11 protein-coding genes and 1 tRNA gene are annotated in these 15,551 nt (G+C 54.8%); 10 read left to right on the top strand and 2 right to left on the bottom strand.

Annotation, left to right across the window (positions count from 1 at the left end; translation table 11 throughout):
- The coding region (locus BB029_RS24610; RefSeq protein WP_141696583.1) for a retention module-containing protein at positions 1 to 1,994 on the bottom strand (1,994 nt) is incomplete at its 3' end.
- Between the two features lie 347 nt (positions 1,995 to 2,341).
- Between BB029_RS24610 and BB029_RS24605 the strand changes: the two genes are divergently transcribed.
- The 10 genes from BB029_RS24605 (at position 2,342) to BB029_RS32540 (ending at position 14,133) form a co-directional block, all read left to right on the top strand.
- On the top strand, positions 2,342 to 3,694 hold the full coding sequence (locus BB029_RS24605) for a TolC family outer membrane protein (protein WP_065941140.1): 1,353 nt from the start codon (positions 2,342 to 2,344) through the stop codon (positions 3,692 to 3,694).
- Between the two features lie 45 nt (positions 3,695 to 3,739).
- Complete coding sequence (locus tag BB029_RS24600) at positions 3,740 to 5,893, top strand: type I secretion system permease/ATPase (protein WP_065941139.1); 2,154 nt, start codon at positions 3,740 to 3,742, stop codon at positions 5,891 to 5,893.
- Positions 5,883 to 7,259, top strand: a complete 1,377-nt coding sequence (locus BB029_RS24595; RefSeq protein WP_065941138.1) for an HlyD family type I secretion periplasmic adaptor subunit — start codon at positions 5,883 to 5,885, stop codon at positions 7,257 to 7,259. Before BB029_RS24600 ends, BB029_RS24595 begins: the two co-directional genes overlap by 11 nt.
- 121 nt (positions 7,260 to 7,380) lie before the next feature.
- A tRNA-Thr gene (locus BB029_RS24590) sits at positions 7,381 to 7,456 on the top strand.
- Between the two features lie 172 nt (positions 7,457 to 7,628).
- The gene (locus tag BB029_RS24585) at positions 7,629 to 8,951 is read left to right on the top strand and encodes an integrase arm-type DNA-binding domain-containing protein (RefSeq protein ID WP_065941137.1); all 1,323 of its coding nucleotides are present in this window, start codon (positions 7,629 to 7,631) and stop codon (positions 8,949 to 8,951) included.
- 911 nt (positions 8,952 to 9,862) lie between these two features.
- Positions 9,863 to 10,843, top strand: a complete 981-nt coding sequence (locus BB029_RS24580) for an integrase domain-containing protein (RefSeq protein ID WP_065941136.1) — start codon at positions 9,863 to 9,865, stop codon at positions 10,841 to 10,843.
- Positions 10,840 to 11,148, top strand: coding sequence for a hypothetical protein (locus tag BB029_RS24575; protein ID WP_065941135.1), 309 nt, complete (start codon positions 10,840 to 10,842; stop codon positions 11,146 to 11,148). Before BB029_RS24580 ends, BB029_RS24575 begins: the two co-directional genes overlap by 4 nt.
- Positions 11,149 to 11,285: 137 nt before the next feature.
- A complete protein-coding gene (locus tag BB029_RS32545) occupies positions 11,286 to 12,167 on the top strand; it encodes a sce7726 family protein (protein ID WP_083236483.1) in 882 nt (293 codons plus the stop codon).
- A 5-nt stretch (positions 12,168 to 12,172) separates the two neighbouring features.
- Complete coding sequence (locus BB029_RS24570; protein ID WP_065941134.1) at positions 12,173 to 13,105, top strand: sce7725 family protein; 933 nt, start codon at positions 12,173 to 12,175, stop codon at positions 13,103 to 13,105.
- A gap of 8 nt (positions 13,106 to 13,113) precedes the next feature.
- Positions 13,114 to 14,133 (top strand): RES family NAD+ phosphorylase, encoded by a 1,020-nt coding sequence (locus tag BB029_RS32540; RefSeq protein WP_083236482.1) that lies wholly within the window; start codon positions 13,114 to 13,116, stop codon positions 14,131 to 14,133.
- 12 nt (positions 14,134 to 14,145) lie between these two features.
- Here BB029_RS32540 and drt2 read toward each other — a convergent pair whose 3' ends face one another.
- Positions 14,146 to 15,423 carry an antiviral reverse transcriptase Drt2 gene (gene drt2, locus BB029_RS32535; RefSeq protein WP_256558428.1) on the bottom strand — a complete coding sequence of 426 codons (1,278 nt, stop codon included), beginning with the start codon at positions 15,421 to 15,423 and terminating at the stop codon, positions 14,146 to 14,148.
- Positions 15,424 to 15,551 lie beyond the last annotated feature (128 nt).

Here is a 15,551-nt window from a genome sequence, read left to right as displayed (position 1 = left end):
CCGTTGGAGTTCAGGCCTTCAGGATCAGTGACGGTCAGATCGATCTTCGGCAGTTGATTGCCGGCGTTAACAAAATCCGCACCTTTCTGAGTCAGTACAACGTTATTGCCGGACAGGCTGTAGTAGCCATCCGCGTTGCTGCTGCCGGTGAAAGAAACAGTCAAACCTTCGCGTGGCGTTTCTTCATCAGTCGCGGTGAAGCGGCCAGCGACGGTGCCCGCCGTAGCGGAGTTCTCATCGATGGTTTCTGGCGCGACGCTGATCACTGGCACGTCGTTGTGCAGAGTAACGGTCGGCTGGCCAGTGCCGTTGGAGTTCAGGCCTTCAGGATCAGTGACGGTCAGATCGATCTTCGGCAGTTGATTGCCGGCGTTAACAAAATCCGCACCTTTCTGAGTCAACACAACGTTGTTATCAAGGATGGCGTAGTAGCCATCCGCGTTGCTGTTACCCGTGAAGGAAACAGTCAACCCTTCGCGTGGTGTTTCTGCATCGGTCGCGGTGAAAGTACCAGCGACGGTACCCGCTGTAGCGGCGTTCTCATCGAGGGTTTGCGGCGCAATACTGATGACGGGCGCGTCGTTGACCGGTGTAATCGTCACCGTCAACGTGCTGCTCGAGCCGGTATTGGTGGTGTAGCCAATCTGCGGCACTTCGCCGCTGTAATCCTTGACCGGCGTAAACGCATACGCGCCATCGGCACCAATCGTGATGCTGCCCACGCCTGCAATGATGGCGGTCTGGCCCGCGTTGTAGGTGGTACCCGCCACGTTGAAGGTCGCGACAGTCAACACGTTATCAATGTCGCTGTCATTGCTCAGCACGTTGCCGGTAGCGACGCTATCTTCGACGATTGTGTTGGTATCGGCAACCAAGACGCTGGGATCATCCACAGCAACAACAGTGGAAGTTGCCGGCGCAGGATTGATCGCCAGGTTCTCGTAATTACCACCGGTGGCACTGGTAATGGTGGCGCTGACGGTAAGGTCTTTGCCATCCGCCAGGTTGGCAGGTGTGTCGATACTGACCGTACCGGTGGTTTTACCGGCTTCGATGGTAATGGTCTGGTCGTTGGACAGCTTGATGACAACGTCGGTCTGCGCCGCGTTGGTCACCGTCGCGGTGTAGACGATCTTGCCGCCCTCATCCACCGATGCAGTCGCAGTCAGGGTGACGGTGGTGGTGTCGATGGTGTCGTTGATCTGCGTCACCGCCGGCGTCGGGTCGGTGGTGATGATCAGGTTGCCGCCGCCGGAGGTACCGGCGATGGTCGCGGAAATCGACGAAGCGTCCAGGTAAGGCGTGTCATTACCGGCAAACGTGACGTTCAGCACACCCGAGGTCTGGCCGGCGGCGATCACGACAGCGAGGCCGTTGGACAAGGTCACGGTGAGGTCGCTGGTCGGCGCCTGGGTGATAAACACCGTGTAGGCTACAACACCACCGGCTTCGGTGATGGTTGGCGTGGCAGTCAGGGTGATGGTGACGTTGCGTGGGTCGACGCCATTATTGTCGGCGCCAGTGAGAACAGTGTTCACCGCATCAGCGGCATTCAAGCCGGTCGTCGGGTAGCCGATGGTGGGGTCAACCACGCCTGCGGTGGCGTCCAGCACAACAAAGCTGTGACCGCCGCCTACGGAACCGCCGTCTGAACCAGCAGCGGTTTGGCCGGCGGCAGTGGCTTCGAGGTCTTGGGTCGGGTCGGCGCCGGCAGCGATGGCTTGCTGGAGTTCAGCAACAGACGGTGCGGCTTGAGCAGTGGCGGCGCTGAGGTCGGTGGACGAGTCAGGAGCGTTTGCGCTCCACTGGCTGTCACGGCCCAGATCGAGAATACGGCCGTCGGCCAGTTCCAGAGACACGGCGCCTGCCGGGCCGGTGTCGATCTGCTCCCCAGCGAACAAGCGATCCCCTTCTACAAGCAGACGACGAATCCCTTCAGGGGAAACCGCAAACACCTGACCGACAATGCTTTTGACGACCGCAACGCTGCTCATAAAAAAGACTCTCCGTGTATTACCGTTCAATGGTATCCATCATGGAGACCGGCTTCTTTCTCTTTGCCGATCGATAGCTGGAGTACTTACATTTTGCGTGGTTATTTTGGCGTCAATAATTTGTTGTTTGGTTCATCAAATTACTTTTCCGTCAAGGTATTGACCTATTGGGCGTCATCCTAAACAATCCGCCCAGTAATGTCACATTGATATTTAAGCGGCCTCGCGACTTTCTGTTTACGCCCTTCGGCACCCAAGAAAAACGGGCGTTTCGAGTTGCCACTCCAATGCAATATTCCAATTTTGTTGCGGTTTTTCAGGCAACCAATCCCCGGGGAAACACCAAAATGCGTTTGCAACTTTTTAAAGCTATGCCTTTTGCTTTAGCCGCCAGTTTCGTTCAGGCGCAGACCCTGCCCGAGGCAATGCAAAGCGCTGTGGAAAACCACCCGGAGATCCAGGCAGCTATCAATGCGCGCATCGCCGCTGACTACCAGGTCAGAGAGGCCCAGGGCGGTTATCTGCCCAAAGTCGACGTGTTGGGCGGTTATGGCCGTGAAAGCTCCGACAACACCTCGACCCGCGCCGCCAGCAACAGCCATGATTGGAAAACCCTGAACCGCGGCGAATCGACCATCCGCCTGCAACAAAATTTGTTCCAGGGCTTTGGCACCATTAATGAAGTCGGCCGCCAACAAGCCACCGCCAACTCCCGTGGGTATGCGCTGCTCAATACGTCCGAGCGCACCGCACTGACGGTCGCCCAGGTTTATCTGGATGTCCTGACCCGTCGCGAGATGGTGCAATTGGCAGAAGACAACCTGAAAAGCCACGAACGCATTTTTGACCAGATCAAACTGCGTACCAGCCGCGGCGTGGGCAGGATGGCGGACATGGACCAGGCCGAAGCCCGCCTGGCTCAGGCGCAAAACAACCTGATCACCGAGCAGACCAACCTGGCGGACGCCAATACCAACTTCCTGAGCGTGGTCGGCAAAGAGCCGGACCAGCTGGAAAAGCCGATGGGTATTGTGACCGCCCTGCCGGCCAGCCTGGATCAGGCACGCCGTGAGATGATCGCGGACAGCCCGGTGTTGCGTTCTGCCGAGTCAGACATCGCGGCTGCCGAAAAGCAGTACGAAGCCGCCAAGTCGACCTTCTACCCGCGCTTCGATGCGGTGCTGCAACGCTCGGCCAACAACAACATCGGCGGTGAAGAAGGCCATGACAATGGCTACTCCGCCATGCTGAACATGCAGTTCAACCTCTACAACGGCGGCAGCGACAAGGCCAGCCTGCAGTCCAAGGCCTCCCAGGCCACTCAGGCGCTGGACATTCGCAACAACGCCCTGCGTCAGTTGAACGAAGAACTCGGCCTGGCGTGGAACGCCTACAACAATGCCAGCCAGCAGGTGCCGATCGCGCAACAGTACGTCGACCGCAGCACCAAAGTGCGCACCTCTTACCAGCAGCAGTTCAGCCTGGGTGAGCGTACACTGCTCGACTTGCTCGACAGCGAGAACGAACTGTTCACCGCTCAGCAGCGTTTGGCACAGATCAAGAGCCTCTATATCTACACCCAGTATCGAATCAAGGCCGACATGGGCCAACTGCTGAGAAGTCAGGGTGTGGTTGCCCCGCTGGCATCAGTTGTGCAGAACGATATTAAACCGTCGGTAAACCTGCCAGGGATGAACTGATTCTTGACGGCGTTGGACCACACAACCGTTTAAGAGAGAGTCAGCTTGGATTCTGAAATAGGTTTGGCGCAACTCAACCATGACCCGCGCACTCAGCATGACGACCCGTTGCTGGATGGGTTGTTGGCTCTCTGCTCACTGCATTACAAGCCTGCCAGCCGGGCCATGCTGACCACCGGCCTGCCCTTGGCTGGGCAGCGCCTGAGCCCCGACCTGCTGCCGCGTGCAGCTGCACGGGCAGGTTTGCAGGGGCGTTTGCTGCAGCGCAAGCTGGAGCAGATCCCATCCATCGCATTGCCGGCCTTGCTGCTGTTAAAGGAAGGGCGCAGTGCGGTGCTGTTGGGATGGGAAGGCGATACCGCCCGCCTGTTGCTCAGCGAAAGTGACGGCGGCGAAGTCCAGGTCACCCGTGAGGTGTTGAGCCAGGATTACAGCGGCCGGGTGTTCTTCGCCCAACCGCAGCATAAATTTGATATCACCAGCGGCACGCTGATCCCGCGCGCACGCTCGTGGTTCAAGGACACGCTCAAACGTTCGCGCTGGCTCTACGCCGACGCCATCGCCGCGAGCCTGGTGATCAACCTGATCGCCCTGGCCGCACCGCTGTTTGTGATGAACGTGTACGACCGCGTGGTGCCGAACCAGGCCACCGCCACCCTGTGGGTGCTGGCTATCGGTATTTGCGGCGCCTACCTGTTCGACTTGTTGCTCAAGAGCATGCGCAGCCTGTGCCTGGACCTTGCGGGCAAGAAAACCGACCTGATCATTTCCGCGACGCTGTTCGAGCGCATCGTGGGCATGTCGATGAAAATGCGCCCGGCGCGCGTCGGCAGCTACGCCTCCAACATCCACGAGTTTCAGGGGATGCGCGACTTCCTCACCTCCCTGACCCTCACCAGCCTGATCGATTTGCCTTTTACCCTGATCATCCTCGCAGTGATCGCGCTGCTGGGCGGCCACCTGGTGTGGATTCCCATCGTCGCCTTCCCGCTGGCCCTGGGTATCGGCCATTTCCTGCAAAAACCCCTGACCGCGACACTTGAGCGCACCATGGCCCTGGGTGCCGAACGGCAGTCGAGCCTGATCGAAACCCTCGCCGGGCTGGATGCGGTAAAGGTCAACAACGCCGAAAGCGAACGTCAATACCAGTGGGAACAGACCATTGGCACCCTCAGCCGCCTGGAACTGCGGGTCAAGGTCTTGTCCGGCCTGGCGATGAACATCACGTTGCTGATCCAGCAAGTGGCGGGCGTGGCGATGATCATCTTCGGTGTGTACCAGATCATCGACGGCACCCTCAGCATGGGCGGCCTGGTGGCGTGCTACATGCTCAGCGGCCGCGCGCTTGGCCCGTTAGCCCAGCTGTCGGGCCTGCTCACCCGCTACCAGCAAGCCAAGGTGACGATGGTCTCGGTGGACCAGATGATGGAGCTCCCCCAGGAACGCAACTTCGACGAGCGCCCGCTCAGCCGCAAATCGCTGCAAGGTGCGATGACGTTCCGCGAGGTCGACTTCACCTACCCGAACCAGCAAACCCTGGCCCTGCGCGGCATCAACCTGAATGTTCGTCCCGGCGAGAAAATCGGCATCATCGGCCGCAGCGGCTCGGGCAAAAGCTCGCTGGCCAAGCTGCTGGTCGGCCTGTACCAGCCGGACTCCGGCTCGTTGCTGGTGGATGGCGTGGACATCCGCCAGATCGACGTCAGCGAATTGCGCCACAACATCGGCTACGTTGCCCAGGACATCCAACTGCTGGCCGGCACCTTGCGTGACAACCTGGTCTCAGGGGCGCGCTACGTGGACGATGAGATGGTGCTGCAAGCCGCAGAACTCGCCGGCGTGCATGAATTCGCCAGGCTGCACCCGCAAGGTTACGAACTGCAAGTGGGCGAGCGCGGGCAAAACCTCTCCGGCGGCCAGCGCCAGAACGTTGCCCTGGCGCGTGCGCTGCTGCTGAACCCGCCGATTCTGCTGCTGGACGAACCCACCAGCGCCATGGACAACACCGGTGAAGAGCGCTTGAAACAGCGCCTGCAGTCGGTTATCGAAAACAAGACGGTGATTCTCGTCACCCACCGCGCTTCGCTGTTGAGCCTGGTCGACCGCCTGTTGGTGATCGACCGTGGCCAGATCCTCGCAGACGGTCCAAAGGCGGCCGTTATGGAAGCGCTGAAAAAGGGGCAGATCAGTGTTGCTTAAGTCCGGCGCAGGCCGTTTGAAGGACGTTATCTTCCGCTATTTCAAGGGCCGCGACTCCCTCGATGACCAGCCACTGCCCGAGGTCGAAAAGGCCCTGATCGACGACGCACCCCGCATCGTGCGCCTGACCATCTGGGGCGTGATCGGCTTCTTCGTGTTCCTGCTGCTCTGGGCCCACTTCGCGATCATCGACGAAGTGACCAAGGGCGAAGGCAAGGCGATCCCCTCGTCGCGCATCCAGAAGATCCAGAACCTGGAAGGCGGCATCGTCGCGCAGATCTACGTGCATGAAGGGCAGATCGTCGAAGCCGGCGCGCCGTTGATCCGCCTGGACGACACCCGATTTGCCTCCAACGTCGGCGAAACCGAAGCCGACCGCGTGGCCATGGAACTGCGTGTGGAACGCCTCAGCGCCGAGGTCGACAATCGACCGCTGAACATCACCGATGCCGCACGCAAAGCCGTGCCCAACCAGGCCTCGAACGAAGAGTCGCTGTACCTCAGCCGCCGCCAGCAGCTGGCAGACGAAATTGGCGGGCTGCAACAGCAGCTGCTGCAACGCCAGCAGGAGCTACGTGAGTTCAGCTCCAAGCAGGACCAATACCGCAACAGCCTGAACCTGCTGCGCCAGGAAATCGGCATGTCCGAACCACTGGTACAGCAAGGCGCGATCTCGCCGGTAGAAGTGCTGCGCCTCAAACGCTCCGAGGTCGAAACCCGCGGCATGCTCGACGGCACAACCCTGGCCATCCCCCGCGCCCAGGCCGCCATCAACGAAGTGCAGCGCAAAATCGACGAGACCCGCGGCAAGTTTCGCAGCGAAGCCCTGGCTCAATTGAACGAAGCCCGCACCAACCTGAGCAAGGCCCAAGCCACCTCCAAAGGCCTGGAAGACCGCGTCAGCCGCACCATGGTCACCTCGCCCGTGCGCGGCATCGTCAAGCAGATGCTGGTCAACACCGTCGGCGGCGTGATCCAGCCCGGCAGCGACATGGCCGAAGTGGTGCCACTGGACGACACCCTGCTGGTGGAAGCGAAGATCCGCCCACAGGACATCGCCTTCCTGCACCCCGGCCAGGAAGCCATGATCAAATTCACCGCCTACGACTACACCATCTACGGTGGCCTCAAAGGCAAACTCGAGACAATCGGTGCCGACACCGTGATGGACGAAGAAAAGAAAAACACCTTCTACGTCATCAAGTTGCGCACCGACCGCAGCCACCTGGGCACCGATGAGAAACCGTTGCTGATCATCCCGGGCATGGTTGCCTCCGTGGACATCATCACGGGCAAGAAAAGCATCCTGAGCTACCTGCTCAAGCCGATCATCAAATCCCGCGCAGAGGCGATGCACGAGCGTTGATTTTTTGCTGGCGGCACGGAGAAATGCGGGGAGATGTGCGAAAACTTGGGTTTTCGCAAAAATAGTCAGATTTCAGGGGTTTACAGAACCTTGGCAGTCGCTATAATCGTCGCCCTAACACGCCGGTATAGCTCAGTTGGTAGAGCAACTGACTTGTAATCAGTAGGTCCCGGGTTCGACTCCTGGTGCCGGCACCATACAAGGTTCCAGAGAAGGCTTTCAAAATCTCTGAAACCCCCGAAAAACCCGCCTTCTGGCGGGTTTTTTCGTTTTGGCGTTCCGTCGGATTCCGCCAAAATCTTATGGATACCAGCCGTTTTAAGGATAAAGATAGGGGTAAGGTCATTCGATAAAGGGAGGAGTACCCTTATGTCGCGCACCACTGCCCCGCTCTCTGATTCGGCTTGCCGTTCAGCCAAGCCCACCGACCGCGCCTACAAGCTTTTCGACGGCGACGGCCTCTACCTTTTAGTCCAACCCAATGGCCGCAAAGGCTGGCGTTTCAGGTATGTAAAACCTGATGGTCGTGAAGGGCTGACCTCGTTTGGCAACTACCCCGTGGTCGGCCTCGCCGATGCGCGCAAGAAGCGGCTGGAGGTCAAGCGGATGCTGGCGGAAGGTATCGACCCCATCGAGTCCAAACATCAAGCCAAGACGCAAGCCACAATCCGAGGCCGAACCTTTGAGGACGCAGCCTTGGACTGGCACAAAGCGATGTCTGCCAAATGGGCTCCGGGCCATGCCAAGACGGTCCTGAGCCGCCTTAAAACCCATGTCTTCCCGCTGATCGGCGCTCGCTCTATTGTCGATCTGGACACCCATGACCTGATGCAACCTCTGGAAGCGATCCAGAAACGCGGCACGATTGACGTCGCTTTAAGGGTACAAAACTACCTGCAAAGCATCATGCGCGAGGCGAAACGTGCTCGACAGATCGCGGCAAATCCTGCCTCCGACCTTGAAGGTTTGATCAAAGCCCCGAGGGTGATTCACCGCCCTGCTTTACCCTTATCGCGTCTGCCTGAATTGCAGGAGCGCATCGACACCTACAGAGGCCGCGCACTTACCCGGCTGACGGTCATGCTCTCGCTGCATGTGTTCGTCCGCTCCAGCGAACTGCGCTTCGCCCGCTGGAGCGAGTTCGACCTCAAGCGCGGCACCTGGGAGATACCGGACACTCGACCCGCATTGGACGGAGTACCCTTTTCAACAAGGGGAACGAAGATGGCCGGGGACATCCACCTTGTACCCTTATCGCCGCAAGCCGTGACCCTGCTTGAACAGATCCGCACCCTCACCGGTGAATTCGACCTGGTATTTGCAGGTGACGCCAACCCGTCGAAACCGATGTCTGAAAACACGGTGAACAGCGCGCTTCGAAATATGGGTTACGACACCAAAACCGAAATCTGTGGCCATGGCTTCCGCTCGATGGCCTGTAGCTCACTGATTGAGTCAGGACTGTGGTCCGAGACCGCCATTGAAAGGCAGATGAGCCACAAAGAACGCAACAACGTCCGCGCCGCTTACATCCACAAGGCAGAGTTCATCGAGGAGCGCAGGCTGATCATGAACTGGTGGAGCCGGTACCTGGAAGCCAACCGGCAAGAGCAAGTCACCCCCCACGAATTTGCAAACCAAATCGGAGCGAACGTCACTCGCCTAAAAGCAAAACGTGGCGCAACGGAGTAAATGCTCGGTCTTCATATCTCAGTGATCCGCTTGTCCACGCGGGTCCATCCAAACAGGGCTGCAAAGCCGCCCTGTTTGGATGGACCTCACTTAAAAAATCTAAAGCCCACTCAACTGTCTGTGGAAAACCACAGATTTCCACCGGTGGATAATTTCATCCACCGCCGCAGAACTCCCAAAAATTCGAGCCTTGACCCGAATTATCCACAGGCGTAGAAAAGATCGGGCAAAGCGCTGTCGTTGACAGCAACCCCAGTAGCCAGAACCTTTAAGGCTACGCCACACCCTGGTGGTTCTCCCAAAGTGCGATTAGCGTCCGGCGGCTCGCACGGTCACAGCGATGTGATGGATGCCTACTTTTACCAGTGTGCCCACTGCGGCAACACATCCCCTTGCATAGCTGCCCTGCAGCAACCTATCCGCTTGGCCATTTCTTTGCGCCAACCTGCGCCCGTCTCTTTCTTCCGGAAAGAGACGGGCGCTCCTACCGCTGCTGCAGCCCAACTCGTACAGGGCTTTACGGCATTCCCCCTCGTGACAATCGGCGTGACAAACACCGAAGTCACTAGCAACAGCGATGCAGATGATGGTGCCGCAGCCCACGGAATGGACTGCACCTGACTGACAGTCAGGCATGCCCCGGTCATCGCATCACTGCCTTCACCCGACTCAGGATCTCGCAGCGCTGGTCTCGTCAGCCAGTGCAGCCTCCGCCCGCCCACTTCTTCGCAAGTGTTCAGGAGGCCAGATCATGAGATGCCCAAGCTCCCGGTCGTAAAGAGCCGTCAGTCCCGCGTTAGTGGACAACCCTCACAGGTCGCAGGGGCCTTGATCCCTGATAACACTCAACATTCTTGGCGGGATGACGTGGGGAAGGTTTCAAAGATTTTGGCTTCGAGAGGAGTTTGATCATGGCGTTGGTCGGTAATCGGGATGGGCGCAATTTTGGTTATGGCCGGCAACTGAGCTACGCCGGGCCGCAGGCGCTGAAAGACATGTTCGGCGGTGGGCATTACGGGACTGTCAAAGCACACACCGATCGCTGGCAAGCGTTTGTGCGCTGGTGTCGGTCCGAAGATGGGCCGGGATTCAACGATGCGAGGAAGATCGACCGGCAGACCTTGCTGGACTACGCAGGATATCTGCGCCAGCAAGTTGAACATGGTGAGCTTGCCATCGCGACTGCGCAAAACCGATTGTCCAGCGTCAACCGAACCATGGCGGCGCTCCGCGGTGACCAGTATGTGAAAGTGCTAAGCCCGAGCAAGGCGCTGGGAATGCAGCGCACCACTGTTCGAACTACGATTCCGCAAGGTCAGGATCGTGACCAAGTGATGAAGATCATCGATGCACTCTGCGAACATCAACTGGCGCGCGCTGCTGCCATTGTGTACCTGGCACGAGCCATCGGTATGCGTTTACGCGAGGCCATTTTGGCCGACCTTTCGCGCCTAAAATGTGAAGCAGAGAAATTCGGCAGAGTTAATATCCAGGAGGGTACCAAGGGCGGACGCTCTGGAGCCTCGGCACCTCGCTGGATCATGGTGAACGATTACATCCGTGACGCACTGGCATTCGCCCAACATTTCTCGCCTGACGGTAGCCGCAATCTGTTAGCCCCGCACGAAAGCTACCTGGACTTCATACAGGCCACCGTCCGTTCGGTTCGAGACATCCTCCATACGCACGAACTCAAAGGCTTCCACGACTTGCGCGCGGCCTACGCATGCGAACGCTATGAACAAATCACCCAGCATCCCGCGCCCATCAGCGGTGGCCGTTGCTACCAACTCAACCGACGCCTCGATCAGGAAGCCCGAGAGCAAATCAGCTATGAGCTTGGACACGGCCGTATGGACGTGGTATCGGCTTACATTGGGGGGAGAGCATGAGCAAGCCATTCGATATGGAGCTTTTCCTGGGGGGCGTCCTGACTGGATCGCCTACCACACGCCAGCGCCATCTTCACCAAGCTAAAGCCATTCAAATGGCAATTTCTAACCGCTGGTTCCGAGATAATCCATGGACGTGGCAGCTAAAGCACTACAGATGGTTCCTCGATCAGGAAATGAAACATCTGGCGGCCACAACTCGATACTACTATTACCTCACTTTACGACTGATTTGCTTCCGCTTAGGCAAGCCGTGGCTGACGAAAACATTGCTGAAAATCGCTGACGTCAGGGCCATACGATGATGAGACGACGTTAAATAAAGCAGTTTATGCGGTGTCGGAATCCTCCGGTAACCGTCTAAAAATTCCCGCATAGGAATTAATGATCTAGAATTGCGCACCGCCTGCGTTCCAAATGTTAGGCAAAGCTTGGAGGGATCGTGTCAACAAACGCATCGCAGCTCTCAGCGCTGTCGCGACTATTTTCATCTGGCGTTTTCCGAGAAATTGCGAAACGGGGCCAGTCGAGTCTGTTCGCTCGCCTGTTGGCTCAGGCAAAAATTTCTTGTGCTTCGGATCAGAGTGTCGGGGATGCGTTCGATGCAGCATTCGCTCTTCTTCGCCGCTCCGGAATGCGCGACGAGTATGTGTATCGCGCAGCCTTAACCCAAAATATTCTACTGGGTACGCATTCACTCAATACAGCATGCATGCTGACAGAGTTCAGGGCAGGCTCGTGCAAAGCAGATCTTGCGATCTTAAACGGAACAGCTACCGTTTATGAAATAAAGTCTGAGAGAGACTCGCTTACTCGCTTGGCGAATCAAATCTCCAACTATCAGAAAGTTTTCGCAAAGGTATATGTAATTGTAGGGGACGGACATGTTAACGACGTGCTGGAGAATACTCCTATTGATATCGGGGTCATGTGTCTAACTCGCCGACATCAAATCACTAAGATTCGAAATGCCGCTGACCGCCCAGACAGAGTTTGTCCTGTTACGATTTTTGAATCCCTCCGTTCAAGCGAAGCTTGCGAAATCCTTAATGGACTCGGTGTCGCTACTCCCCAAGTCCCGAATACGATGCTTCATAGCGCTTTACGCGAATGCTTTGCCGGCTTAGCCCCTGAAGCTGTACACCAAGCGATGGTGGAGACTTTAAAACGCACGCGCAGCTTGGCTCCACTCAAAGATTTTGTCGTAAACCTTCCCATTTCGCTTCAACCAGCAGCACTTTCTATCAAAATCCGCCCCGAAGATCAGAATCGTCTTATAACGGCTTTGCGCACGCCAATTTCAAGTGCCATGGACTGGACATAAACATAATGTATTACCCATATTTTCGTGGTAAGCAATTTGAGTTGATATCTGTTCGTGAGAAAGCCGAAATTTTCGCAAAATCTGACTTTGTCCCTATTATCGAGCCTGTACGGGAAGCGCTCAATGGGCTCGATAAATCCTTGAAAGCAGTTTGCGATGTTCATGGAAAAGTTGTCGTTATCGTCAATCCGTATCATGGCGATCATCGTGAGAACGGAGCAGGAATAACAGAATTACTCAAAACCTTCATAGGCAAGGACTCCGTTGGGGTAGGAATATTATTGCGCCAGGACATCGACGTGGCAGAGGCAATAGCCCACTGCAATCGACATCCCAACCATCAATTAACCTTCATCCATGCGGGATTTACCCACGGTAAAGAGCTTGCTGCAGCACTTGGCGACAGACTCGAAGAAACGCGCAATGTATTTAACGAAACATATTGCCCAAAAACCTATCGGAAGCATTTTTTAGGAAGCGAACGTATTCTCCTCCGTGATGGGTTTAAACGCCGTCGCAACCGTGACTATCCCCCGGTAGAATTATTTAGCGATCTGAACGTGACCTTTGAAGAAGAAGGGATGAATGGATTTGGGGATTTCTCAATTGTCGGCGACGATTACTCAGAGTCCGGCGGCCCCGCCTACGCCGTAGCAATTCATTTAACATTCATCGACCCGGATCAAGATGATGCAATGTTTGTCTATCATTTCGTGTCTGATAGCCAAGACACCCCTACCGACCCTGCAGGAAAATTCGCAGAAGCGTTGGAAAAACTAATAGAAAAACTAGACTCAGGCGAGTCGAACCTCTACGAAACATCTGCGATCCAAGAGTTGCGTGAACTATCGAAGAAAGGGCATTTTCCAGGTCTCGGATATTTGAAAAAGCTATCACTAAATCATCACATTGAGACACTTGCAAAATTTTTTAGTTGAGAATAGCTATGACCAAATGTTGTCCTGAGTGTTTCGGAGACCGAGGTTTAAGCAAAGATATTATTCCATTAATCTCTGATGGAAGAGGCGATTGCGACTTCTGCAAATCCACAGACGTGGAACTAGTCCCCCCAAGAATTCTTGCAGACTGGTTCCAACTTTTAATCAGCATTTATGAACCAGACCCAAATGGAAAGTCACTCGTAGAATGGCTGAAAGAAGATTGGCAACTATTCTCACATCCACATATGGATGTTGCACACTCAAAGGAACTTCTTGGAGAAATCCTAGATGACGGCGAAATAGTTAGAAGAAGTTTCTCACCGTCAGAAAGATACAAGAGTGAGGTCCTAGTTAGATGGGAGACCTTACGCGATGAATTGATGTATAAAAATCGTTATTTTTTGGATCAACCGCTCGATACCGACCGGTTGAAAGAACTTCTAAGCCACCTTCCTGCTGACGATCTTCCGAGCCTGTGGTATCGAGCGCGCATTCGTACCGGCGACGTTACCTATCCAATTGGAGATATGGGTCCGCCTCCGAAACGACTGTCCTCTCATGGGCGAGCAAACCCACCAGGGATCCCATATTTATATGTGGGCTCAAAGCCCGACACCGCAGCTGCGGAAGTACGTCCGCATACAGGTGAAATAGCCTGCGTTGCCGAGTTTAGAATCGAGCCGCCACTCAAGGCGGTAGATCTTCGGAACCCCCGAAAGCTTGTATCCCCATTTTTGCTGGGAGATGCTGGTGCAATCGGCCAATTACGTGCGGATATACCATTCCTCGAACGCTTGGGAGAGGAGCTTACTCGACCAGTCCTGCCACAAGGAGCAGCGATTGATTATGTCCCCAGCCAGTACCTTTGCGAGTTTATAAAAAAGAGTGGGTACGATGGGGTCGTTTATCGGAGTTCGGTTAGCGAGGGAATGAACCTAGCTCTATTTAACCCCGACAAAGCTGTGGGAGGTAATGTCGCGATTTATAAAATCAGCCGCGTATCAGTAGACGTACAACCAGCATGAATTTAACAAAGCTTACTCTTGGGCAAGCGAAATTCTATTTTGCAAACGCGACCAATGAGACTTAAGCTGCTTCTTAATTGAATTCGACCCCATTATTGAAGCAGCTCTGTACCCATAAGCTATAAAATTCCGCCTCCCCAAGTAAGAATATCGACTATAAAGTTTCTTGAGATACATAGATCGTGGCAATTGCCCACGTTCAATGCGCAACGTATTGCATTTTTCCATTGTTTTCTGAGCTAGCCACACACCCTTCCTCTTACGCTCTTGATATCTCGCAAGCGATGCGGAGCGAAGATAAATTCGCTGTCCATCGAATATAAAACCAAGGTACTGCAAAGGTTTATCCGCTCTAAGCCCATATTGTGCAATACGGAAAGTCCTAGTCTCTGTTTTTGAGCTTTGAACCTCAAGACTCATATTTGATATTTGGGAAGACACGAAATCCGTCACTCCACCCTCTGAACCGATAGGAACGATGACTAGAATGTCGTCGCAATACCTGTAGTAGGTCCCACCAAGCCTAGATACATGATCATAGACGGCAGCATCAAATTCCATCATATAAATATTCGAGAGCATCGAACTGATAGGAGAACCTTGCGGTATACCTTTTATGTCGGTATTAACTTCAACAAACTTCTCAGCACGAACTACGTCTCTAAACTCCGAGGGAGTACAAATACGAATTCGATTATTTCTGGGATTATTTTTTGATATTTCCAACCTTTCATACAATGCATCTCGATCAACGAACGAAAACTTCGTTAGTGATCTGAACACCTTGTAATGGTCAGCAGGCAGACTCGCGCAGCCCAGCAGCTTACCCCAAGCCTGCTTGAGAGTATTGTGATTCAGATTATCAAAAAACCCTTTCACATCTAAAGCTATGGCACAACACTCGCCCTTAGAAGAGATATCGACAAATGCTTGGTATGCGAAATCAATGTTGCTCTTACCTAAAGACCTGAACGCAAGTACTGAATCCCCCCATAAACAAGAGGCCAGCTCCGTTTCATAAAGATCATCCAATAATTGACAATAATACGAATAAATATGGCTATCCATATGTGAAGCATAAGATATCGGCCTGACTTTTGGCTCCTTCGCCTGAACCTTTTTATAGGTCTTATCGAAGAAAACTTTCTGCGAGCTTACTGCATATCTAATAAACGGATAAAAAGAATGAGCTGCTACTACTTTTGGCTCAGCAACCACACGAGATGCCGTAATTTTACTAACTTGAGGATCGAAGTGAAGATAGCCGCGGGATTTAAACCATTCCTTCATTATCTTTATCCTTCCGTAGATATAGAGCCAACCGATCAGGCTTAGGATGGCGGCAATCCAAAACCACCTGATCGGATAAACCCATATGTTCCTCACATCTTCAATCAGTTTCCTGACTTGGCCGCTAT

This window comes from Pseudomonas sp. S3E12, from assembly GCF_001702295.1.
GTDB lineage: Bacteria > Pseudomonadota > Gammaproteobacteria > Pseudomonadales > Pseudomonadaceae > Aquipseudomonas > Aquipseudomonas marginalis.
Note: the sequence above shows the minus strand (reverse complement) of the source record. Positions and strands in the feature narration are given on the sequence as shown.

What these genes read in the sequence shown, in the direction of transcription:
- BB029_RS24605 (WP_065941140.1), top strand. Translation starts at nt 2,342, where the DNA reads ATGCGTTTGCAACTTTTTAAAGCTATGCCTTTTGCTTTAGCCGCCAGT.
- BB029_RS24585 (WP_065941137.1), top strand. Translation starts at nt 7,629, where the DNA reads ATGTCGCGCACCACTGCCCCGCTCTCTGATTCGGCTTGCCGTTCAGCC.
- BB029_RS24580 (WP_065941136.1), top strand. Translation starts at nt 9,863, where the DNA reads ATGGCGTTGGTCGGTAATCGGGATGGGCGCAATTTTGGTTATGGCCGG.
- BB029_RS24575 (WP_065941135.1), top strand. Translation starts at nt 10,840, where the DNA reads ATGAGCAAGCCATTCGATATGGAGCTTTTCCTGGGGGGCGTCCTGACT.
- BB029_RS24570 (WP_065941134.1), top strand. Translation starts at nt 12,173, where the DNA reads ATGTATTACCCATATTTTCGTGGTAAGCAATTTGAGTTGATATCTGTT.
- BB029_RS32540 (WP_083236482.1), top strand. Translation starts at nt 13,114, where the DNA reads ATGACCAAATGTTGTCCTGAGTGTTTCGGAGACCGAGGTTTAAGCAAA.
- drt2 (WP_256558428.1), bottom strand. Translation starts at nt 15,423, where the DNA reads ATGAAGGAATGGTTTAAATCCCGCGGCTATCTTCACTTCGATCCTCAA.